Genomic DNA, 23,172 nt, shown 5'->3' on the forward strand with positions numbered 1-23,172 from the left:
AAATGAAAAAAACAAGTTCAATGATTGTCAATAAATTATATTTTGAATAGGATAATAATTAAATTAAAAATTATTATTTTATATAGATAAAATGTAGTTTATAAATAGAACTGAAAAAACAAATATTTTAGATTTTAATGTGCTGATAATCAAAATAATTAATCTTTTTCAAGTTGATAGTTAAAAAAATTAAAGCGCAATATTTTAGATAAATATTTAAAATAATTCTGTCATAACTGTTAATTAAAAGTAATTTTATATGTTTGTTAATGTATTAATCAATTAAACCTAATCATTTTTAAATTAAAACATTATGAAAAAATCAATTATAATTATTGCATTATCAAGCTTGCTATTTATCGCTTGTAAAAACGAAAGTGCCGAAAGAGAAAAAGTAGCTCAGGCAAATATCGATTCTTATTCTAAAACATGGGACTTAGTTATTAATGAAGGAAAAGTAGACGTTCTGGATTCTGCCTACGCCCCAGAAATTGTATTGCACACGGTGCCTGAAATTAAAGGAATTGCTGCTGCAAAAGCATATTATGCTAATTTTGTAACTGGATTTTCAAACAGAAAATTTACTGTGAAAGAGACTTTTGCAAGTGGAGACAAACTAACAAAATACTGGGAATTTAAAGGTACTCACTCCGGTGACTTTATGGGAATTCCTGCAACTGGAAAAACAATTTCTGTTGAAGGTTGCACCATTGCAAGAATGGTTAATGGAAAAATTGTTGAAGAAAGAGATTTCATGGACAACATGGAATTCATGAAACAATTAGGGTTAATGAAGTAATGAAAATAATATTTTCTTCAAAAGGGTTTTAGTTCGCGCTAAAACCCTTTTTTATTATCTTAAAATATGTATTTTTGTAAATAATATTACAATTCATAACTAAATAGTTACAATGATAACAATTGCATATCAATTCGGAATGAAAGAAGCGCTTGAACAATTAGGTGTAAAAGCCATTAATGAAGGGACTTCTACAGGAGTTAATAATTTTTCAAACGGGCCAACATTAGAAAGTTTTTCTCCAGTAGATGGACAATTAATTGGTTCTGTAAAATGTACTTCCGAGGCTGATTACGAAAAAGTAATGCAAGCGGCTACAGCAGCATTTCAATCATTTAGAGTAATGCCAGCACCGCAAAGAGGTGAAATTGTTAGACAATTTGGTGAAAAACTAAGACAAAATAAAGAAGCGCTAGGAAAATTGGTTTCCTACGAAATGGGAAAATCTCTTCAAGAAGGATACGGTGAAGTACAAGAAATGATAGACATCTGCGATTTTGCTGTTGGACTTTCAAGACAATTACATGGGTTAACAATGCACTCTGAAAGACCTGGTCACAGAATGTACGAACAATACCACCCAATGGGAGTCGTAGGAATTATTTCTGCATTTAATTTCCCCGTTGCCGTGTGGGCTTGGAACACTGCTTTAGCTTGGATTTGCGGCGATGTATGTGTATGGAAACCTTCAGAAAAAACTCCCCTTTGTGGAATTGCATGTCAAAATATTATTGCCGAAGTAATTAAAGAAAACAACCTTCCGGAAGGAATATCTTGCTTAATTAACGGCGATTATAAAATCGGTGAATTAATGACTAATGATCGAAGAATCCCTTTAATTTCAGCTACTGGATCGACTAGAATGGGTAAAATTGTTGCTCAAACTGTTGCTGGAAGATTAGGAAAATCTTTATTAGAATTAGGTGGAAACAATGCCATCATAGTTACCCCAGATGCCGATATAAAAATGACCGTAATTGGGGCTGTTTTTGGGGCTGTAGGAACTGCAGGTCAACGTTGTACCTCAACTCGAAGATTGATTATTCACGAAAGTATTTACGATAAAGTGAAAGACGCAATGGTGTCTGCTTACAACCAATTAAGAATTGGAAATCCATTGGATCAGAACAATCACGTGGGGCCGCTAATTGATACTATGGCGGTTGAAATGTACAATAATGCTTTAGCAAAAGTAGTTGCCGAAGGTGGAAAAATCCTAGTGGAAGGTGGCGTACTTTCTGGAGAAGGTTATGAAAGTGGTTGTTATGTAAAACCAGCAATTGCAGAGGCTGACAACTCATTTGAGATTGTACAACACGAAACTTTTGCACCCGTTTTATACCTATTAAAATATACTGGGGACGTTCACAATGCTATTGCAATTCAAAATGGAGTAGCACAAGGATTGTCTTCAGCAATTATGACCAATAACCTTCGTGAAGCGGAACTTTTCCTTTCTGTTGCTGGTTCCGATTGTGGAATAGCCAACGTAAATATCGGTACTTCAGGTGCTGAAATTGGTGGCGCTTTTGGTGGTGAAAAAGAAACTGGAGGTGGCCGAGAATCAGGATCTGATGCTTGGAAAGTATACATGAGAAGACAAACAAATACTATCAATTATACTACAAGTTTGCCTTTAGCACAAGGAATAAAATTTGATTTGTAATAAAAATAACAAATGAAAAAAGGAGCTATTTTCTTACTTTTTGTATTACTGTTTTCTTGTCAAGCAACTGATAATGACGATATTTTTTGCACAACTGAAGTAAAAGCAGGACTAAATGTTAGTGTGCATCTAGCGGAATCAAGTTCAAATATTCCAATTTCTGATGGGGTAAATGTAGTAGCACGTGATGGAAATTATTCAGAAACTTTGCAGTTTTTTGATCCTCAAAACCCAATATTTTATGGTGCCTATGAAAGGCCTGGAACCTACACTATTACTGTTACAAAAGCCGGCAGACAAACTTATGTTTCCCAACCAATAGTAGTAACAGAAGATATTTGTCATGTAATTCCACAAACCGTCATGGTTTTATTACTTTAATTTCTGCCTTTTTCAGCTGGATATAATAAAGGTAATGGATCGCTTTGCCAATATTCTTTGGTATCAACATCTAAAATACTTAAAGGTCCTAAAAATGCTGCTCCGGTATCAATATTCCAAACATTGGCGCAATTTACCGGTGTTGTTTTGTTAATTTTTGTAACTGGGGTATGGCCAATGTAAATTTCATTGTATAGTTTTAGCCTTTTTGGATACGATAAATCCTCTTTCCCTATTGATTTATCCAAAGAAACCGCCATTTCCCAAAGTGTTCTTTCCCAATAAAACATTTTAGGAAAATATTCATGGGCTACACCGTTCAAATTAGTAAATCCAGCATGAACAAATAATCGGTTGCTGGAATCCAAGTAATAATTGTGTAATTTCTTTAAAAAATCAATGTGTTTTTGTTTGGTAACATCGTTTACATTGGCGTAAGCCGAAACGGTAGCTTCTCCCCCATGCTCCATCCACATTGGATTATCACGCTTTGATTCCAACCAATTTAATAATAATTCATCGTGATTTCCTCGTATAAAAATACATTCTTGCTTTTGGCTTAAGCCAATTAAAAAATCGATTACCTGTGGCGATTCACTCCAGCCATCAACATAATCACCTAGAAAAATTAAAGTGTCGTTTTTAGTAACATTGGCCTTTTCTAATACCTGATTTAGGGCTCTTAAACCGCCGTGGATGTCTCCGATTACAAGGTTTCTCATTTTGTTTATTTATAATATAATCAGCTACGAAATTAATAGAAAATAGACTAATAAAATAAAATTAGTAGATATTAAATAATTATGATTTTTATAAGTAAAGCAAAAGATAAGTAAAGGTTACATTTGAATAAATTTTTGTGAAAACTATTTATTTTAAGAGCATAAATTAGAATATAGCCTTAGATTTGTTAGAAAATAATTCACATTTATTTAGTTTTTCATGAAACTATTTTTATTTGATTAACCTTTTAGAAGCACATTAGTAATGAAAACGAATACCTTTATTTATATAATTATAGGATTTATGATTTGTATTTCATGTAGAAATTTATCCCAATTGAAAAAAGGGACAATCACAATCGATAAACAAGGACATCGCGGCTGTCGAGGTTTAATGCCCGAAAATACTATTCCCTCCTTTTTAAAAGCGGTTGATTTAGGAGTAAATACTTTAGAAATGGATCTTGTTATTACTAAAGACAATCAAGTTTTGGTAAGTCACGAACCTTTTTTTAACCATGAAATAACCACTATGCCAAATGGTGATTTTTTATTAGAAACAAATGAAAAAGAGTTGAATATTTATAAAATGCCTTATTCAGAAGTTGTGAAATATGATGTTGGGTCAAAAGTGCATCCTAGATTTCCACAACAATTAAAAATAAAAGCAAATAAACCATTGCTTTCCGATGTGATTGATTCAGTTGAAATTTACACAAAAACCAATAAAAAGCCTGCCGTTTTTTATAATATAGAAACTAAAACAACACCTCAAACAGATGGTATTTTTCATCCTGAACCTAGAGAATTTGTTGATTTAATGATGAATGTTATTTTCGAAAAAAAAATCGAAAATAGAGTTATTATTCAGTCATTCGATAGAAGAACTTTACAATATTTGCATCTGAAACACCCTGAAATAAAAACAGCTTTGCTTGTAGAAGATTTTGATACAAAAGAATTCTCGAAACAAATTGAAGATTTGGGATTTGTTCCAACAATTTACAGTCCCGCTCAAAATTTAGTTACTTCTAAATTGGTTAAAGAATGCAAGTATAAAAAGGTAAAATTGATTCCATGGACAGTAAATGACCTCTCAAGTATTAATAAATTAATAAAAATGGGTGTAGACGGAATTATTTCCGATTATCCTAACTTATTTTTCGAAAAATAATTCCCTTATTGCACGTCATATTTCATCTTTCGCAATATGCGTAATGACTCTTTGAAAGACAAATAAATGGCGCTAAATGGTTTTAAAAGTAGCTTTGCATCTATTAATTTCTGCTTTGCATCCTCAAATCCATTAAGGTAACAAATCATAAAAGTAGAAGGTAAATTTTCTAAATCTTTGAACTCATTTGTAGATAAATTGATATTACTTTCTAATTTTTTTAACAAAGAAATGTTGGAATTGTATACGTGAAAAAGTACTTTTTTATCAAATTCAGGTGGCTCAAATAGCATTTCCCGCTCAATTTTATAATATCCATTATCAAAAAAATGTAAGGTTTGTTTTTCCAATGGATAATAACTTATATTCTCGTTCAATCCTAAAGGAACATATTCGGTAATAGTAAACGTTTTGTTGTCAAAGCTTATGGTTACTACATCTTGAGCCGAATAAAATAATTTAATTTGCTCGTTAATTAACGCAATATCAACTCTTGAAAGAAAGGTTTTATCTCCAATTTTTTTGTATTTCCCAGCCCAACAAATAACAAATAATTCCTTGAATACTTTGTACTTTGGGGAAATATCTCTATGGCTTAAATTCATAAATGCAATCACGCCATCTAAAGTATATTCTATACTATTTCTGGAATTATTTTCTATTTCATGAACCGTTTCTGAATTTTGGTAATTCCGTTCTACTTCGGTTTCAATAGGAATGGTATTACTTCCGCGTCGAATGTAAATGCTATTTATTAAAATAGTATGTATGCTTTTTTTGAAAAACGAAGTTCTCTTTTTAGGCTTAATGGTTACCAATCCTACCATTTTATCTTTTGGTAAATTGGGAAAAGGAACATTTTCGTATTGAATTTTTGGTGGGTTTTCCAAATAAGCATTTACCAAATTCTGAATGCGACTGTCGTCAAAAAAGTCATCACCTACAATTTCATTATCGTGGTCTTCCACACCAACAACAATATAAGAATTGTTTGTTGGATTTGAATTAGACAAAGCACAAATGTGCTTTAAAAATTTAGCTTTTCCTTCCCGTGTATGTAAATTCAACTGACGCTTTTTATCATAAAAGCTGGACTCATCGTGATGTGCCAATAAATTTTTGATAAGAAGTCGCTTGTTGATCATTGTAATGTCTTTTAGGCGATTGATTACAAATCACGCTTTACAATAGTCGACATCGCTTGAGCAGTTGGCATCACAACCAAATCGGCAATGTTCACATGGTACGGCCTTGACACTACAAAATGAATAATATCGGCTAAATCTTCGGCTTGTAAAGGTGAAAATCCCTTGTAAACATTCGTTGCTTTCTGCGTATCACCTTTGAAACGAACCGTGCTAAATTCGGTGTCAACCATCCCAGGGTGAATTGCGCCTACACGAATGCCATATTGATTTAAATCGATTCTCATCGCTTGATTTAACGAATCTACAGCGTGTTTTGTAGCACAATAAACATTTCCGTTTGGGTAAACTTCTTTTGCAGCGGTTGACCCAATATTGATAATATGCCCCGATTCACGAGCAACCATATTTGGAATTATCGCTCTGGAAACATATAAAAGACCTTTTAAATTGATGTCGATCATCGCATCCCAATCATCTAAATCGCCCGTTTGAATTGGATCTAAACCATGAGCGTTTCCAGCATTATTGATTAATATATCAATATTTGAAAAGGCTTCTGGTAGCGATGCAATGCTATCAAAAACTGCTTTTTTATCTCGGACATCAAACAATAAAGAATGCACTTCTGTTAATTCTGAAAGTTCTTTTTGAAGTTCAGAAATTCGATCTTCACGACGGCCGCAAAGAACAATTCTATAATTATTTTTAGCCAAAACTCTTGCGGTTGCTCTTCCTATTCCGCTTGTTGCGCCAGTAATTAATGCTGTTTTCAATTTAATTTTTTATTTATAATTAAGGGACTTTATTTCCCATACTTTCTGTCCAAATAGCAAACCAATCTTCTTTTTCTAATTGCAACTCAGTTGCTTTCATCAATTGTTGAATTCTAGCCACATTTACAGTTCCTGCGACCGGAATTATTTTTGCTGGATGTTGCAAAATCCAGACTAATAAAAGTGTGTCTGCACCAAAATGGTATTTTGATACTAATGAAGCTAGCAATTTTTTTAATCTTCTTGTTTGCTCATTATCCTCCCGAAACACATTGCCTAATGGGTTCCAAGACATCGGTTGAATGTTGTTTATTTGCATATAATCCAAACTTCCGTCTACCATAGGTTCAAAATTAGTTGCCGAAAACTGAATTTGGTTGTAACTGATTTTCGTTTTTTGACGAATTAATTCCGTTTGTGAAGTCGTGAAATTGGAAACTCCAAAATCTAATATTTTCCCATCCGATTTTAATTTAAAAACCCCTTCAGCAATTTCATCGGCCTGCATTAACGGGCTCGGACGATGCAATAATAGTACATCCAGATAATCCGTTTGCAAATTTTTTAAAGAATTTTCAACCGACCAAATGATGTAATCTTTTGAGTAATCGTAATGTTTTATAGTGTTATTTCTGTTTTCAGAAACATATTGAATGCCGCATTTTGAAATAAATTGCAGCGATTCTCTATTAATTTTGCTTAAAGCAAATGCCTTTCCGAAAGCCGCTTCAGTAGTATACGAACCATAAATATCGGCATGATCAAATGTGGTAATTTTGTTTTCAAGACAAATATTTATGGTACTTTCCATTTCAGAAGTACTAAGATTTTTATCCCAAACGCCCCAATTCATCGTTCCTGCAATAATTGGAGATAACTTATTTTTTTTCAAGGTTTTAATGTTTAAATGTTAAATTGAATTGCATGGTTTTTAGGTAATTTTGATAAAGTTCTTAAAATTATAAAAAGAAAATCACAATACAGCCTTAAAAGCATTTGTTTTATAGAAGTTTTAACCATTTTTTAACATCGTACTTCTAAAAAAAAATTCAATTTGCACTCTCAAATTTAAATGTTAAAATTTACAGTAATAAAATTAGTAAAATGGAAGAAAATACTTCGACTTTAGACATCAGAGCGATTAATGAAAAAATTGAAAAAGAAAGTGCTTTTATAGACCTTCTTACTATGGAAATGAACAAAGTAATTGTGGGTCAGAAGCACATGATTGAGCGATTGTTAATTGGACTTCTTGGGCAAGGGCACATTTTATTAGAAGGTGTTCCTGGATTGGCAAAAACTTTGGCAATTAATACTTTGTCACAAGCGGTTCAAGGATCTTTTAGCAGAATTCAATTTACTCCCGATTTATTACCTGCAGATGTTGTAGGAACAATGATTTATAACATTAAACAAAATGAATTTTCTATAAAAAAAGGGCCAATATTCGCCAATTTCGTTTTAGCAGATGAGATCAATCGTGCTCCAGCAAAAGTGCAATCGGCATTACTAGAAGCGATGCAAGAAAAGCAAGTAACTATTGGTGACACCACATTTAAATTGGAAAAACCTTTTTTAGTATTGGCTACCCAAAACCCAATCGAGCAAGAAGGAACGTACCAACTTCCAGAAGCGCAAGTAGACCGTTTTATGTTAAAAACAGTTATCGATTATCCTAAAATGGAAGACGAAAGATTGGTAATTCGTCAAAACCTAAAAGGAGCTTACGAAAAAGTAAATCCCGTTGTAACTGTAGATCAAATTTTGCGAGCGCAAGAATCAGTACGTGAAGTTTACATGGATGAAAAAATCGAAAAATATATCTTAGATATCATTTTTGCAACTCGTTTCCCAGAGCAATATAAATTAGCTGATTTAAAACCTTTAATCAGTTTTGGATCTTCCCCTCGTGGAAGTATCAATTTAGCAAATGCTGCTAAATGCTACGCTTTTATTAAACGTAGAGGTTATGTAATTCCTGAAGATGTTCGTGCTGTAGTTCATGATGTATTGCGCCACAGAATTGGTGTTACCTACGAAGCGGAAGCCGAAAACATTACCTCAGTTGATATTATCAACAAAATCGTAAATGAGATTGAAGTACCGTAAAAATTTGTTTAATGTTTAAAGTTTCATGTTAACGAAATGAACTAGAAACTTTAAACTTTTAAACTTTGAACAAATTAAAAATGGATACCAAAGAACTATTAAAAAAAGTACGTAAAATAGAAATTAAAACCCGAAGATTGAGCGATCACATCTTTTCGGGTGAATACCACACGTCTTTTAAGGGGCGCGGGATGACATTTTCTGAAGTTCGTCAATACCAATATGGAGATGATATTCGTGCTATAGATTGGAATGTAACCGCAAGATATAACGAAGCCCACGTTAAAGTTTTTGAAGAAGAACGCGAGTTAACCATGATGTTAATGGTGGATATTTCTGGTTCGGAGAGTTTTGGTTCTAAAAACCAATTCAAGAAAGATATTGTAACAGAAATTGCCGCTACAATGGCTTTTTCGGCAACTCAAAATAATGATAAAATAGGATTAATCTTATTTTCTGATCAAATAGAATTGTATATCCCACCCAAAAAAGGAAAATCACACGTATTGAGAATAATTCGTGAACTGATTGAATTTGAGCCAAAAAGCAACAAAACAGACGTTTCACAAGCGCTGAAATTTTTATCAGGAACTCAAAAAAAGAAAGCGATTGTGTTTTTAATCTCTGATTTTATGTCGGATGAATACGAGCATACTTTGAAAATTGCTTCTAAAAAACATGACATTACAGGAATTCGAGTTTTTGATATTCGCGAAGAAAAGCTACCAAATCTTGGGATGGTTCCAATGTTGGATGCCGAAACCGGCGAAACCCAATTGGTTAATACAGGTTCTAAAGCCATCCGAATGGAATACGAAAAAGAATACCAAAACAAAGTCGATTATTTTATCGAAGCATTTAGAAAATCTGGTTCAGGAGTTGTAAACACAAGGGTTGATGAAAGTTATGTAACCAAATTATTAAGTTATTTTAAGTCGCGATAATCATAATGAGAATTAAATATTATATACTTTTCCTTTTAATTTCAATGTCTCTATTTGCTCAAAAGCAAGTGGAAACAAAAATTGACGTTAAGAAAAATAAGATTGGTGCGCAATTCAACTTGACTTACAAAACCAATGTTGATACGGCAGCAAAAGTGGTATTTCCATCCCTGAAAAACTTTGGAAAAATGGAAGTAATTCGTTCTTATGTAATTGATACCATCAAACATGGCGCGAGATACGATCTAATAAAAAAATATGGGGTTACCCAATTTGACTCAGGAAAATATGTTATTCCGAGTTTAAAAGTACTTATCAATAATAAAGTTTTTGTTACCGATTCCATTTTAGTAGAAGTTTCTGATGTTAAAGTAGATACTCTAAAACAAAAATTATTTGATATCAAACCAATTGCTGAATCGGAATACCAATTAAGTAATTTTTGGAGATATTTATTAATTATTCTATTGATTTTAGGACTAGGGGCTTTAACTTATTGGCTAATACAAAAATACAAAAAGAAGCAAGTTGTAGCAATTGAAGAACTAAAAAGTCCAATCGAACGAGCGACCATTTTACTAAAAAACCTAGAAAAAAAGGAGCTTTGGCAAAAAGGTGCTGTAAAAGAATATTACAGTGAATTGACCGATATTGCTAGAAATTATATTGAAGAAGCTATCGAAATTCCAGCAATGGAAAGCACGACTTCAGAGTTGATTGTAGCTTTGAGAGCTGTTTCAATCAAAAAGAAAATGACTGTTTCAGCGGAAACTCTTGAAAATCTTGAGCGCGTTTTAAAACAAGCTGATTTAGTGAAATTTGCTAAATCAAGACCTTTAGATTTTGAAATTGCCGAAGACAAAAACAAAATTGAAAAGGCTATACTGACATTGGATAAATCCATACCTCTCGAAGTTGAACAGGAAGAAGACACATCGGAATGGGACGAAATGCGCCGTTTAGAAAAACTGAAAAAAGAGAAGAGAAAACGTTTAATAAACATAGTAGGATTCCTAGTTGGAACTCTACTAGTCTTATTCATTTTATTGGTTTCAACCAAAGGATTTGATTACGTTAAAGACCAAATTATTGGGAGTGAAACCAAAGATTTAGTTGAAGGTCAGTGGGTTTCGAGCGAATATGGCAATCCAAAAGTGTATATTGAAACTCCAAAAGTCCTTACGAGAAGAGACACATCCAACCTATTTCCAGCGGAAGTCAAGAAAATGTTAAAGGAAGCAAGTGTTTTTACCTACGGAAGTTTGCAAAGTAATTTCTACATCGCATTGGCAACTGCGACTCCAAAACAAGAATTAGATTACGACCTCCAAAAAGGTTTAGAAGAAGTAATAGATAAGTTTGGCGGACAAAATGTTTTACTAAAACAAGAGGAATTCCAAACCAAAATGGGAGTTATTGGATTGAAAGGTTTTGGAACCATGGCGTTTCTCGATCCGGTCAATAAAAGCAGCGTTAAGTTGTACTTTGAAATACTATTATTTAAAGAGAATGGCGGTTACCAACAAGTGATTTTATTCCATGAAGAAGGTGATAAATACGCGGAACAAATTTCAGAAAAAGTGATGAATTCAGTTGAATTTAAAAAAGGCGAAAACAATGAATAAGATGACTTTTCTAAATCCCGAATTTTTCTGGCTTTTTATCTTAATTCCAGTTGTAATTGCTTGGCAAATATGGAAAAGAAAAGAACAAACAGCCACCTTAAAAATTAGCTCTCTAAAAGGTTTTAAAAATACAAAATCTGTTTTGACAAAATTAAAACCGATGTTATTTGTTTTTCGATTATTGGCGTTAAGCTCACTAATTATTGCAATGGCACGCCCAAGAACTGTTGATGTAAGTAGCAAAACAAAAACGACTAAAGGAATTGATATTGTAATGTCGGTGGACGTTTCAGGAAGTATGTTGGCCAAAGATTTTAAACCAAACCGAATGGAAGCTTTGAAGGATGTTGCTGAAAACTTTGTGAAAGGACGACCAAACGACCGAATTGGATTGGTAGTTTACGCTTCTGAAGCCTATACAAAATGTCCCGTAACAAGTGATAAAGCAGTTGTTATGGATGCAATCAGAAGTATAAAATATGACAATGTACTTCAAGACGGAACTGGAATTGGAATGGGATTAACCACGGCAATTAACCGTTTGAAAGACAGCAAAGCAAAAAGTAAAATTGTGATTTTAATGACCGATGGTGTTAATAACGCAGGTTTTATTGAGCCTCAAACTGCGTCTGATATTGCACAACAATACGGAATTAAAGTATATACAATTGGAATTGGATCTAATGGAATGGCCGATTTCCCTTATGCAATTGCACCAAATGGGCAGTTTTTATTTAGAATGATGAAAGTTGAAATTGACGAAGCGTTACTTCGCTCAATCGCAAAAAATACAGGTGGAAAATATTTCCGCGCATACAGTAATCAAAAGTTAGAATCAATTTATAATGAGATTAACAAGTTAGAAACAACTGAAATTCAGGAGTTAAAATTCTATGATTACGATGAAAAATACAGGCCTTTTGCAATATTTGCTGGGTTATTATTACTATTAGAATTAGGATTACGAAACACTCTTTTTAGAAGTTTTATATAATTTGATATCATAAAGAAATTGGTATTTAAGAAAAATATATGTACGAATTAGACGAAAAAAAATATTTGCCTTTATTATTTATCATTCCGATTTTGGTGGTGGTATTTCTATTCAATTTATATTGGAAAAGAAAAAAACAACTAGAATTTGGAGATTTAGAAATGGTGAAAAAACTGAGCCCAGAAAGTTCTGGATTTAAAACCGGGCTAAAATTTGTTGTTTTAATACTTGCTTTTGCCTGTTTAGTTATTGGTTTGGTTAATCCAAAAATTGGCACAAAATCGGAGACTGTAAAACGCGAAGGAATTGATATTGTATTTGCTGTTGACGTTTCAAAAAGTATGCTTTGCGAAGATGTTGCTCCAAGTAGATTGGAAAAAAGTAAGCAAATTGTATCACAAATCATCAATCAATTGGTGGGAGATAGAATTGGAATTGTAGCCTACGCTGGTAGCGCTTTTCCGGTTTTACCAATTACAACTGATTATGGAGTTGCGAAAATGTTTTTGCAAAGTATGAACCCTTCCATGGTTTCTTCGCAAGGGACGTCATTGGATGAAGCCATAAAATTATCTTCAACTTATTTTGATGATGATAAGAAAACGAGCAAATTATTAATTCTAATTTCTGATGGTGAAGACCATTCTGAAGGTGCTATTGATGCTGCTGATGAGGCCAGTAAATTAGGGTTAAAGATCATCTCTATTGGTGTTGGAACTCCAAAAGGTGGTCCAATTCCATTAAAAGAAAATGGCAGAGTTTTGAGTTTTAAAAGAGATCAAAATAATGAAGTGGTTGTTACAAAATTGAATGAAGAAAGCTTAAAAGTGATTTCAAAAAACACCAAAGGCGGTTATATTAATGGAAATAACACCAAAGAAGTTTTAGAATATATTAAAAAGGCATTGGATAATATTGAAAAAAACGAGTTTGAAGCACAGCAATTCACCGATTATAATTCACAATTCCAATGGTTTTTAGGAATGGCATTTTTTCTTTTGTTTTTAGATGTTTTCTTTTTGGAGAAAAAAACGGAATGGTTGAAAAAGTTGAATTTATTTAATGAAAAAGCATAATGAAGAAATTAATATTATATAGTTTTATCTTGTTTTCTTTTGCAATTTTCGCTCAAGAAAAGGATTTTCATTTGCCTAAAGCAAATGATGAATTTGCAGATAAAAAATATGCTGAAGCTGAAGCTGAATATCGAATTTCACTTTCTAAAAATCCTAAAAAATCTATTTCAGCATATAATTTAGGAAATGCTATTTACAAACAAAACAATAACACAGAAGCCTTATTCTCTTATGAAAATGCTATAAAAAATTCTACAGTTAGACCAGAAAAGCACAAGGCATTTCATAATTCTGGGAATATTTACATGAAAGAAAAAAATTATTCTGCAGCTGTTGAAGCCTATAAAAACGCCCTGCGAAATAATCCAAATGATGAAGAAACTAGGTATAATTTTGCCTTAGCAAAAAAAATGCTGAAGAACAATCCTCCGAAAAAAGACGATAAAAAGGACAAGAAGGATAAGAAAAAAGACGATAAAAAAGATAAAAAGGACGACAAGAAGAAAGACGATAAGAAAAACGGAGATCAAAAAGATAAAAACGATCAAAAAAACAATCCCCAAGGACAGCCAAAACCAAAACCTGGAGGAATACAAAAAGAACGCGTTCAAAATTTATTAGACGCTGTAAATAATGAAGAAAAGAAAATTCAGGATAAAGTAAATGCCAAAAAAGTGAAGGGCAAACCAATTCAAACTGAGAAAGATTGGTAATTTATCTTAATAAATAAAACGATTAAACAAGTAATGAAAAGATATTTAATTCTATTATTCTTTAGTTTTCAAGCGATGATAGCTCAAGTACAATTTGAGGCTAAAGTCAGCAAACAAACTCTTGGATTAAACGAAAGACTTCGTATAGATTTCACTATGAATGACGACGGTGATAACTTTACCCCTCCCAATTTTGAAGGGTTTAAAATTGTTGCTGGTCCAAGCCAACAAGTAAGTCAATCCTGGATAAATGGTAAAAGTTCATTCAATAAAACGTATTCCTATTTCTTATTGCCTATGCAAAAAGGAACGCTAGTAATTCGTCAAGCTTCCATAGAAATTAGAGGTCAGATTTATAAAACATCGCCAATAAAAATTAATGTTACTGCGGCTGTAGAACAACCTAGAGATCCAAATGACACGCAAGTAACTGCCGACCAATCGTTGCATTTAGTAGCCGAAATTTCAAAAACAAATCCGTATTTAAATGAGCCAATTACCGTAGTTTATAAAATCTATTTTAGCTATAATATTGGTATTACCAATTGGAGAGAATTGGACAAACCAAAATACAACGATTTTTGGAGTCAGAATATTGATATCAAACAATTAGTAGCTGAAGAAGGCAGATACAATGGTGAAAAATACCGTTTTGTTACCCTTCGTAAAACAGTTTTATATCCTCAAAAATCAGGTAAATTAGTAATTGAGCCTTTGTCATTGGATGTAGATGTTCAATTGCCTTCGAATCGTCGAAATATATTTGGCCAAGTTCTTTTGGTTGAAGATCACAAAAGAGTTTCTGCTGGAGCAAAAACCATTAACGTAAAAGCACTTCCAGAAGCAGGAAAACCCGCAGATTTTTCAGGCGCAGTTGGTCGATTTAACTTTAAAGTTACCCCTTCAAAAACAAATATTAAATCGGGAGAAAGTCTGGATTTAGATGTAAGTGTTTCAGGTACAGGAAACTTGAAATTGTTTACTTTGCCTAAACCAATTGTTCCAACAGCATTGGAAATGTATGATCCGGTTCACAATGAACAAGTTTCGACTCCACTTTCAGGAATGACTGGTAGAATTTCTGATAAATACGCAATTATACCTCAATACAAAGGAAAATATCCAATAAAACCGATGACTTTCACTTATTTTGATTTGGGTTCTCAAAGCTATAAAACAATCACTTCTCCTGAAATCATGATCAATGTTTTGGAAGGTCCAAACGCAGGTGATAATTCGGTTGCGACAACATCTGACACAAAAAAGGCGGCAGTTTTAAGTTCAGCACAGTTTAAATTTATCAAACTCAAAACAGATTTGATTTCCATGAAAGAAAGTGATTTTTATGGATCGACATTGTTTTACTTATTAACGCTATTACCATTTTTATGTATTCCTATTATTGTTATTTTCAAAAAGAAAAAGGAAGCAATTGATGGCGATATTGCTGGAAACAAAATAAAATTATCAAACAAACTCGCAAAGAAATATTTATCAGAAGCTCAAAAAGAAATTGGAAATAAAGAACCGTTTTACATTGCATTAGAAAAGGCAATGCACAATTTCTTAAAGGCCAAAATCAACATTGAAACTTCTGAAATGAGTAAGGAAAAAATCAGTGAAATTTTATTGGAAAGAAAAGCCAAACCTGAGTCAATTTCGGCATTTATTAATCTTAGTGAAAACTGTGAATTTGCAAGGTATGCGCCATCAACAAGCACTGCAATTCAACAAGATTACGATAAGGCAGTGGCGATTATTTCAGAATTAGAAAAGCAGATAGTTTAAAATTTAACCACAAAAGGCACAAAGATTTTTAAAAAAAGTTAGACAGGAATTACACGAATTGGCACTAATTTTAAATAAAAAGAAGTTAGAATAGCAGTTTAAAAAACACAAAATGAAGAACTTACTTTATATCATATTACTTACATCACACGTTTTCTTTGCTCAAAAAGGCTTTGAAAATGGAAATGCACTATATCAAAAAGGAAAATACCAAGAAGCAATTAAAGCTTACGAAACTGAATTAGCAGCAAACAAACAATCGGCTGAATTGTTTTTTAATATTGGGAATTGTTATTACAAATTGAATAAAGTAGCCCCTTCGATATACAATTACGAAAAGGCATTATTACTAAATCCTGACGACACTGAAATTCAAAACAACCTAAAATTTGCTCAAAAACTTCAAATTGACGATATTAAAACAGTGGAAAAAGTTGGTTTCAATAAAGTAATTCAAGATTTCACCAATACATTTAATTACAATACTTGGGGCGGAATTACAGTAGGATTATCAATTCTGTTTTTACTGTGTTTTGTGGGTTATTATTTCTCACAAATCACGGTTTCTAAAAGATTGTTTTTTGTGGGAATGTTTTCAGTACTATTGCTATTATTGGTGAGTGTTGCGGCGGCTATTTTTGAAAAAAATCAATTCAATAACGACCAACCAGCTATTGTATTTTCAGAAGTGGCATCGGTGAAAAGCGAACCTAAAGTTGGCGCTGCAGATGCTTTTATGTTGCATGAAGGAACCAAGGTTTATATCGTGGAAACGCTTGATAATTGGAACAAAATCCAACTTACAGACGGAAACGAAGGCTGGATTGAAAACAACGCAATAAAGAGATTGAAATAAGTTTTATTTTATAGATTTCACTTTAATCTCCTTATACCATTCTTCAATTGAAGGATAAATTATTTCAGCTGTTTTCTGTATCGGATTGAAAAAATAGGAATTATCAATGGTCTCTTTTTTTGCAAAAGTATAATCAAAATTGATTTTTTGAAATAAGCTCAAAAGTACACTAAGCATTAATATCATTTTTAAAAGTCCAAAAACACTTCCCATTACTTTATTTACAATTCCCAAGCTAGCTAAATTAGCCATTTTGGTAAGGAATTTTGCCAAAAATGATATTCCAATTACCACCAAAATAAAAGTAATAATAAAAGCAACAATTTGAACGGTTTTAGGATTCCAAGAAACATGACTTGCAACCATTGATTTCATTAGATACGAGAATTTTATCGCAACATAAATTCCTAATAAAAGAGATATAAAAGAAGCCAACTCAATAAAAAACCCATTCCAAAAACCACGAAGAAATCCGTAAATTAATAATCCGCCGAGAAAAATATCTAAATAACTCATGTAAAAAGAATAAAGAACAAAGATAAAAGAATTATGTTGGTATATTTGTGGAATTTTAAGGTTAAAGATATTGGTTTAATAATTCATAATTTAAATTTTTAATTAATTTTAAATGTCAAGAGATATACAACTCAAAGAGCGCTGGGAAAATTTGGTGTCCCTACTTTCAGATCAATTTTCACAAGGTGAAGATTTAGATTTGGATGCCATAATTTATTTAATCGGGGTTCAAGAGCTGGGGAAAATTCATCAAACCTATAAAAAAGACGAGAAATTAAACCTGATGCACATCGCCATTTGCCGATTATTAGAGCCATACGGGTATTATGAATTTGATTATGTAGATGCTGACGGTTGGCCACATTATACCATTAAAGAAGAATTGCCACCGTTAAAAGCAGGGGAACAATCTGTATTAATGAAAGAAGCAATTGTGAATTATTTTCTCGAAAAAGAATTTATTGATTGATTTACAATTGTTAGAACACCGCAATCTCTGAATTCAAAGCGAAAACTTTAAACTTTAATCCTTATACTTGAAACAAATTTCTTAAATTTGCACTTCAACTATTGTACGGAAATGACAGATAAGATCAAAGAATATATTGCCGAAGCACAAGCTTTTCAAACCCAAGACGCAGCCGAACTAGAAGCTTTTCGAATCAAATTCTTAGGTAAAAAAGGACTTCTAAATGACTTTTTTGCCGAATTTAAATTGGTGCCAAACGATCAGAAAAAAGAGTTTGGTCAAGTAATCAATTTACTTAAAACTACCGCCGAAGAAAAGATAAAATCAATTCAAGAAGGGCTGGAAAGTAAAGTTGAAATTAAAGGTGTATATGGCGATTTAACTCGTCCTGCAGAACCTTTAGTTATTGGCTCCCGTCACCCTATTTCAATAGTGAAAAATCAAATTATCGACATCTTTTCTACCATCGGTTTCAACGTTTCTGAGGGGCCAGAAATTGAAGACGATTGGCATAATTTTACCGCATTGAACTTACCAGAATACCATCCGGCTCGTGACATGCAAGACACGTTTTTTATTCAAACCAATCCCGATATTTTACTACGAACACACACCTCATCCGTGCAAGTTCGTTACATGGAAAACAATAAACCGCCAATTAGAACGATTTCTCCAGGTCGAGTTTTTAGAAATGAAGCCGTTTCATCTCGTTCTCACTGTATTTTTCACCAAGTGGAAGGATTGTATATTGACAAAGACGTTTCGTTTGCCGATTTAAAACAAACGCTTTTGTATTTTACCAAAGAAATGTTCGGGAAATCTAAAATTCGTTTGCGACCGTCCTATTTCCCATTTACTGAACCAAGTGCCGAAATAGATATTTATTGGGGCTTGAAAACAGAAACCGATTATCGTATTACAAAAGGAACAGGTTGGTTAGAAATTGGAGGTTGCGGAATGGTAGATCCAAACGTACTGAAAAATTGCGGAATCGATACCAATGAATACAACGGTTTTGCCTTTGGAATGGGAGTAGAAAGAATCGCAATGTTGCTTTATCAAATTGGCGATATCAGAATGTTCTACGAAAATGATATACGTTTCCTAGAGCAATTTAAGGCGTCAATTTAATTTTTTTGTAGCTATTTCCAGCTATACGCTTCAATCCACGCTAAAAAGCGTGGGATTTCCACTGCTATCTGGGCTATGACATTTGATTTTATAACACAATTACAATAAATAATAAATCACGGAATGAAATAAGAGATTACTTCATTCCTCGCAATGACATGAAAAAAGACATTACAATTCCCGAAGTAGAAAATGTATTTGTTGCCGCCGTTCAAGAATGGAGTGACGATTTTATGGAAAAAGTGTGGTTTATTTATTTAGTAAACGACAGCGACTTTAACATTGAAAGTGTGATGGTAGTTTCAAAAGCCTTTGGAACTGTTAATGGAGAAATGAAAAAAACATCATTATTGCGCCACGCATTTGTGGAAATTCCTGCTGTTTCAGTAGTTAAAGTTGAAATGCTTGAAAAAAGTGTAACCACACTCAACAACGAATTTATGGTTACATTTTTCATCGGAAATACCCTTTACGATAAAAAATTTACCTTCAACGCAAATTCCATTTCAGAAAGCAATGTGGAAGAAGTGCCTATTTTATTTGTTGATGGCGTAATTGTGAGGTAAATTCAATTCTAGCTATTGTTCTTAATTTCAGCAAATTGGCTGATGATATTATTAATCTAATTTTTCTGTTAGCTTTTTAAAGACTTTTTTTGCATCTTTTCCTTCGTATAATATTTCGTACACGGAGTCAATAATTGGAGTTTTAGCCCTATACGATTGGTTCAATTTCCAAGCACTTTTTGTAGCATAATAACCTTCAGAAACCATGCTCATTTCCATCATTGCTGATTTTACGGTATAGCCCTTCCCGATCATATTCCCGAACATTCTATTTCTAGAAAACACCGAATATCCTGTTACCAATAAATCTCCTAAATAAGCAGAATCATTAATGTTTCGTTTCATTTTGTGAACTTTGCGAATGAATTTTTTCATTTCGCGTATCCCATTACTCATTAACACCGATTGAAAGTTATCTCCATAACCAAGTCCATGGGCCATTCCAGCAGCAATTGCATAAATATTTTTTAGCATCGCAGCATATTCAGTTCCAATAATATCATCACTGATTTTGGTTTTGATATAATTACTGCTTAAATATTTAGCTACAACTTTTGCTTTTTTAGAATCGCCACAAGCGATTGTTAAATAGGATAATCGCTCTAAAGCAACCTCTTCAGCGTGACAGGGTCCAGTTATAACTCCGATGTTTTCAAATGGAATATCGAAAGTTTTATTGAAATGTTCGCCTACAATCAAGCTTGATTCAGGAACAATTCCTTTAATAGCTGAAAATATTATTTTGTCTTCTAAGCTTTCGGTTAAATTCTTTAACTCATCATTTAAAAAGGCGGAAGGAATTGCAAAAATGATATAATCTGCATAAGCAACGGCTTCATTTATATCGCTTGTTAAACGTAATTTTTCAATGTGAAATTCTACTGAACTTAAATAGTTTGGGTTGTGAAAATGCGTTTTTATATGTTCAATTGCCTCTTCATTTCTCATGTACCAAGCTATTTCTGGCAAGTTCACACATAGCATTTTTGCTATTGCGGTTGCCCAGCTTCCTCCTCCTATTACTGCAAATTTTGGTTGATCCGTCATTTTTTATTTTTTTTAGCCCCGACAGTAGCGGCATCCTGTTTTGGCGGGGTTCGGCAAAACAGATATAGCGAATGGCGGGAATAGCTTCAAAAATTATGTTCCAAAAGTACTGAAATTTGATTAAATAATGTCAAAATATGATTTGCTGGAAATTCTAAATTTATTTCTTAAAAATTAATTTAACGTATAATTATGATATTCAATACAATAGCAAGAAGTATTTTGCGTTATAAATACATAAATCAAGTGTGCAGTTGATTCATAATATTTAAATTAGTTAAAATTATTGGTTGTTTTTTTAAATAAAAAGGCGTTCTAAATGAAAATTAAGAACGCCTTTTTTATTGGTATAAATATATATTAATAACTCATTTCCACAATTTTACGGACTTTTTCAATGGTGATATTTTGTTTTTCACCCAAACCAATCCATCCTCTTTCTTGAAAACGATTTGCAATGAAGTCGGCAGTTGAATTGTAGTCGTCTGTGCATTCTGACAATTTGGTTTTCATTCCCATTGTGTGAAAAAATTCAATTGTTTTATCGATTGCCTTTGCTGCAATTTCATCTTCTGAACCGGTTAAACCAAATATTCTTTTTCCGTATTGAGCTAATTTTTGTTTCTTGGTTTCAAACATCACTTTGTACAAATTTGGGGCAATAATTGCTAAAGTTCTCGCATGATCAATATCGTATAAAGCGGTCAATTCGTGGCCAATCATGTGAGTCGCCCAATCAGATGGAACTCCTTTTTGAATCAATCCGTTTAGAGCCATCGTGCAACACCACATGTAATTGGAGGCTAAGGCATAATCCGAAGGGTTTTGAACCACTTTAGGGCCAATTTCAATTAGGGTTTGTAAAATTCCTTCTGCAATTCGGTCTTGTAAATATCCGTCATGAGGATAGGTTAAATACTGTTCCATAACGTGCGTAAACGCATCGATAATTCCGTTTTGGATTTGTCTTTCAGGCAATGAGGTAATTACTGTTGGATCGCAAATTGAGAATTTTGGAAACAAGGCGCTGCCTCCAAAAGCCAACTTTTCTTGGGTTGCATTTATAGTTACAACAGATCCCGAATTCATTTCGCTTCCTGTAGCTGGTAAGGTTAAAACTGTTCCAAATGGAATTACTTTTGAGCCTTCTTTTATCAAGATTCTCTTTTTTAGGATTTCTATAGGATTGCCTTCGTAATGAGTGGCGCCTGCAATGAATTTTACGCCATCAATTACTGATCCACCTCCAACGGCTAGAATGAAATCGATGTTTTTTTCTTTTACAACTTCGATAGCTTTCATTAAAGTTTCAAAATGGGGATTCGGTTCGATTCCACCAAATTCAATAATTTCAAAACCGTTTAAAGCTGATTTAACTTGGTCGTAAACGCCATTATTAAAAATACTGCCTCCACCATAAGCCAATAATATTTTGGCGCTTTTAGGAACTAATGATTCTAATTTTTCGATTTGCCCTTTTCCAAAAACTAAATTGGTAGGGTTGTATAATTCAAAGTTTTGCATGGTCAAATTTTTTATACAAATTTAAACTAAGATGAGTGATACACTTGAAAATTTATGTTAAAGATTTATTTAATCGAATTAAAATTCAGGAATTAAAATTCCGTAAAAAAAAGTATCTTTAACACTCAAAAATTAACTATGCCTTTTTCAAATATTAAAATACTGCATATCGACAGCAATCATCCTATTTTGTGGGGACAATTGCAGGAATTAGGGTTTACTAATCACGAAGATTTCACCTCTTCAAAGGAAGAAATTGAAGAAAAAATTCAGGATTATCATGGAATTGTAATTCGTAGCAGATTTAAAATTGACCAAACTTTTATTGATAAGGCTCCCAATTTAAAATTCATAGCTAGAGTTGGTGCCGGTTTGGAAAGTATCGATTGTGACTATGCAGTTTCAAAAAATATTGCATTAATAGCTGCTCCTGAAGGAAATAAAAACGCTGTTGGTGAACATGCGCTGGGAATGTTATTGTCACTTTTAAACAACCTCAACCAGGCCGATTTAGAAATAAAAAACGGACGTTGGAATCGGGAACAAAATCGAGGTCATGAATTGGATGGAAAAACAATTGGTATAATTGGTTATGGAAATATGGGAAAATCTTTTGCGAAAAAACTTCGTGGTTTTGATGTAGATGTGCTTTTTTATGACATTCTTGAAAATGTGGGTGATGCCAATGCAAAAGCAGTTTCTTTAACTGAATTACAAGAAAAATCGGATGTAATAAGTTTGCACACACCTTGGAATTCCTCCACCGATAAAATGATCAATTCTTCGTTTATCAACTCTTGTGCAAAACCATTTTGGTTTATCAATACGGCAAGGGGAAATTCAGTGGTAACGAATGATTTAGTTGAAGGCTTACAGTCGGGGAAAGTTCTAGGAGCTGCATTAGATGTTTTAGAATATGAAAAATTATCATTCGAAAACTTATTTTTAGACTCAGAAAAACCTGCAACTTTTAACTATTTGCTTCAAGCAAAAAATGTTCTTTTAACACCACACATTGCGGGATGGACCTTTGAAAGTCATGAAAAATTAGCGCAAGTTATCGTTGACAAAATCAAATCGGTATTTAATCGAGAAAAAATAAAATAGAACTTTGGGAGCCAATTGACAAAGTATTCTTATAAATTAATATA

At 32.9% G+C, this 23,172-nt stretch carries 23 protein-coding genes; 16 read left to right on the top strand and 7 right to left on the bottom strand.

The genetic code is table 11. From position 1 onward, the window contains the following. Window positions 1-313 precede the first annotated feature (313 nt). From AC9UFV_RS03610 to AC9UFV_RS03620, 3 genes are all read left to right on the top strand, one after another. Complete coding sequence (locus AC9UFV_RS03610; protein WP_509572862.1) at window positions 314-799, top strand: ester cyclase; 486 nt, start codon at window positions 314-316, stop codon at window positions 797-799. Between the two features lie 112 nt (window positions 800-911). Continuing rightward, complete coding sequence (amaB, locus tag AC9UFV_RS03615) at window positions 912-2,465, top strand: L-piperidine-6-carboxylate dehydrogenase (protein ID WP_509572865.1); 1,554 nt, start codon at window positions 912-914, stop codon at window positions 2,463-2,465. 12 nt (window positions 2,466-2,477) lie between these two features. Next, entirely contained in the window at window positions 2,478-2,846 is a 369-nt protein-coding gene (locus tag AC9UFV_RS03620; RefSeq protein ID WP_509572867.1) for a hypothetical protein, read from the top strand. On the opposite strand, the gene AC9UFV_RS03625 is transcribed toward AC9UFV_RS03620, so the two are convergent. Further along, a complete protein-coding gene (locus AC9UFV_RS03625; RefSeq protein WP_509572869.1) occupies window positions 2,843-3,568 on the bottom strand; it encodes a metallophosphoesterase family protein in 726 nt (241 codons plus the stop codon). The genes AC9UFV_RS03620 and AC9UFV_RS03625 overlap by 4 nt on opposite strands. A gap of 265 nt (window positions 3,569-3,833) precedes the next feature. Here AC9UFV_RS03625 and AC9UFV_RS03630 point away from each other — a divergent pair, with 265 nt between their 5' ends. Next, window positions 3,834-4,742: a glycerophosphodiester phosphodiesterase family protein gene (locus tag AC9UFV_RS03630; RefSeq protein ID WP_509572871.1), complete on the top strand. Its 909-nt coding sequence runs from the start codon at window positions 3,834-3,836 to the stop codon at window positions 4,740-4,742. Between the two features lie 5 nt (window positions 4,743-4,747). On the opposite strand, the gene AC9UFV_RS03635 is transcribed toward AC9UFV_RS03630, so the two are convergent. The 3 genes from AC9UFV_RS03635 to AC9UFV_RS03645 are packed head-to-tail and all read right to left on the bottom strand — an operon-like array spanning window position 4,748 to window position 7,555. Beyond that, window positions 4,748-5,887: an ATP-binding protein gene (locus AC9UFV_RS03635; protein ID WP_509572872.1), complete on the bottom strand. Its 1,140-nt coding sequence runs from the start codon at window positions 5,885-5,887 to the stop codon at window positions 4,748-4,750. A gap of 23 nt (window positions 5,888-5,910) precedes the next feature. Then, window positions 5,911-6,663: an SDR family NAD(P)-dependent oxidoreductase gene (locus AC9UFV_RS03640; protein ID WP_509572874.1), complete on the bottom strand. Its 753-nt coding sequence runs from the start codon at window positions 6,661-6,663 to the stop codon at window positions 5,911-5,913. A gap of 19 nt (window positions 6,664-6,682) precedes the next feature. After that, on the bottom strand, window positions 6,683-7,555 hold the full coding sequence (locus tag AC9UFV_RS03645; protein ID WP_509572876.1) for an aldo/keto reductase: 873 nt from the start codon (window positions 7,553-7,555) through the stop codon (window positions 6,683-6,685). Between the two features lie 212 nt (window positions 7,556-7,767). Between AC9UFV_RS03645 and AC9UFV_RS03650 the strand changes: the two genes are divergently transcribed. The 8 genes from AC9UFV_RS03650 (at window position 7,768) to AC9UFV_RS03685 (ending at window position 16,768) form a co-directional block, all read left to right on the top strand. Beyond that, window positions 7,768-8,772 (top strand): AAA family ATPase, encoded by a 1,005-nt coding sequence (locus AC9UFV_RS03650; RefSeq protein WP_509572879.1) that lies wholly within the window; start codon window positions 7,768-7,770, stop codon window positions 8,770-8,772. An 80-nt stretch (window positions 8,773-8,852) separates the two neighbouring features. Beyond that, window positions 8,853-9,716, top strand: coding sequence for a DUF58 domain-containing protein (locus tag AC9UFV_RS03655; RefSeq protein ID WP_509572882.1), 864 nt, complete (start codon window positions 8,853-8,855; stop codon window positions 9,714-9,716). A gap of 5 nt (window positions 9,717-9,721) precedes the next feature. After that, on the top strand, window positions 9,722-11,341 hold the full coding sequence (locus tag AC9UFV_RS03660) for a hypothetical protein (RefSeq protein WP_509572884.1): 1,620 nt from the start codon (window positions 9,722-9,724) through the stop codon (window positions 11,339-11,341). Beyond that, complete coding sequence (locus AC9UFV_RS03665) at window positions 11,334-12,335, top strand: vWA domain-containing protein (RefSeq protein WP_509572886.1); 1,002 nt, start codon at window positions 11,334-11,336, stop codon at window positions 12,333-12,335. The genes AC9UFV_RS03660 and AC9UFV_RS03665 overlap by 8 nt, the downstream gene beginning before the upstream one ends. Window positions 12,336-12,373: 38 nt before the next feature. Then, complete coding sequence (locus tag AC9UFV_RS03670) at window positions 12,374-13,411, top strand: vWA domain-containing protein (protein ID WP_509572888.1); 1,038 nt, start codon at window positions 12,374-12,376, stop codon at window positions 13,409-13,411. Beyond that, window positions 13,411-14,124 (top strand): tetratricopeptide repeat protein, encoded by a 714-nt coding sequence (locus AC9UFV_RS03675; protein ID WP_509572890.1) that lies wholly within the window; start codon window positions 13,411-13,413, stop codon window positions 14,122-14,124. The genes AC9UFV_RS03670 and AC9UFV_RS03675 overlap by 1 nt, the downstream gene beginning before the upstream one ends. A gap of 33 nt (window positions 14,125-14,157) precedes the next feature. Beyond that, complete coding sequence (locus AC9UFV_RS03680; protein ID WP_509572892.1) at window positions 14,158-15,912, top strand: BatD family protein; 1,755 nt, start codon at window positions 14,158-14,160, stop codon at window positions 15,910-15,912. A gap of 112 nt (window positions 15,913-16,024) precedes the next feature. Then, entirely contained in the window at window positions 16,025-16,768 is a 744-nt protein-coding gene (locus AC9UFV_RS03685; protein ID WP_509572895.1) for a tetratricopeptide repeat protein, read from the top strand. Window positions 16,769-16,771: 3 nt separating this feature from the next. Here the strand turns inward: AC9UFV_RS03685 and AC9UFV_RS03690 are convergent, their stop codons facing one another. Continuing rightward, window positions 16,772-17,284: a CvpA family protein gene (locus AC9UFV_RS03690; protein WP_509572897.1), complete on the bottom strand. Its 513-nt coding sequence runs from the start codon at window positions 17,282-17,284 to the stop codon at window positions 16,772-16,774. 112 nt (window positions 17,285-17,396) lie between these two features. Between AC9UFV_RS03690 and AC9UFV_RS03695 the strand changes: the two genes are divergently transcribed. The 3 genes from AC9UFV_RS03695 to AC9UFV_RS03705 all read left to right on the top strand — a co-directional run bounded on the left by AC9UFV_RS03695 (window position 17,397) and on the right by AC9UFV_RS03705 (window position 19,450). Then, complete coding sequence (locus AC9UFV_RS03695) at window positions 17,397-17,753, top strand: hypothetical protein (protein WP_509572899.1); 357 nt, start codon at window positions 17,397-17,399, stop codon at window positions 17,751-17,753. A gap of 111 nt (window positions 17,754-17,864) precedes the next feature. Further along, entirely contained in the window at window positions 17,865-18,884 is a 1,020-nt protein-coding gene (gene pheS, locus AC9UFV_RS03700; protein ID WP_509572902.1) for a phenylalanine--tRNA ligase subunit alpha, read from the top strand. A 158-nt stretch (window positions 18,885-19,042) separates the two neighbouring features. Then, window positions 19,043-19,450, top strand: coding sequence for a hypothetical protein (locus tag AC9UFV_RS03705; RefSeq protein ID WP_509572904.1), 408 nt, complete (start codon window positions 19,043-19,045; stop codon window positions 19,448-19,450). Between the two features lie 51 nt (window positions 19,451-19,501). On the opposite strand, the gene AC9UFV_RS03710 is transcribed toward AC9UFV_RS03705, so the two are convergent. Then, window positions 19,502-20,497: an NAD(P)H-dependent glycerol-3-phosphate dehydrogenase gene (locus tag AC9UFV_RS03710; protein ID WP_509572906.1), complete on the bottom strand. Its 996-nt coding sequence runs from the start codon at window positions 20,495-20,497 to the stop codon at window positions 19,502-19,504. A gap of 360 nt (window positions 20,498-20,857) precedes the next feature. Then, window positions 20,858-22,021, bottom strand: coding sequence for an iron-containing alcohol dehydrogenase (locus AC9UFV_RS03715; protein WP_509572908.1), 1,164 nt, complete (start codon window positions 22,019-22,021; stop codon window positions 20,858-20,860). A 138-nt stretch (window positions 22,022-22,159) separates the two neighbouring features. On the opposite strand from AC9UFV_RS03715, the gene AC9UFV_RS03720 reads away from it, so the two are divergent. Continuing rightward, window positions 22,160-23,128 carry a 2-hydroxyacid dehydrogenase gene (locus AC9UFV_RS03720; protein ID WP_509572910.1) on the top strand — a complete coding sequence of 323 codons (969 nt, stop codon included), beginning with the start codon at window positions 22,160-22,162 and terminating at the stop codon, window positions 23,126-23,128. Window positions 23,129-23,172: the final 44 nt, after the last annotated feature.

The sequence above is a fragment of the Flavobacterium sp. genome, assembly GCF_044349645.1.
Lineage (GTDB): Bacteria > Bacteroidota > Bacteroidia > Flavobacteriales > Flavobacteriaceae > Flavobacterium.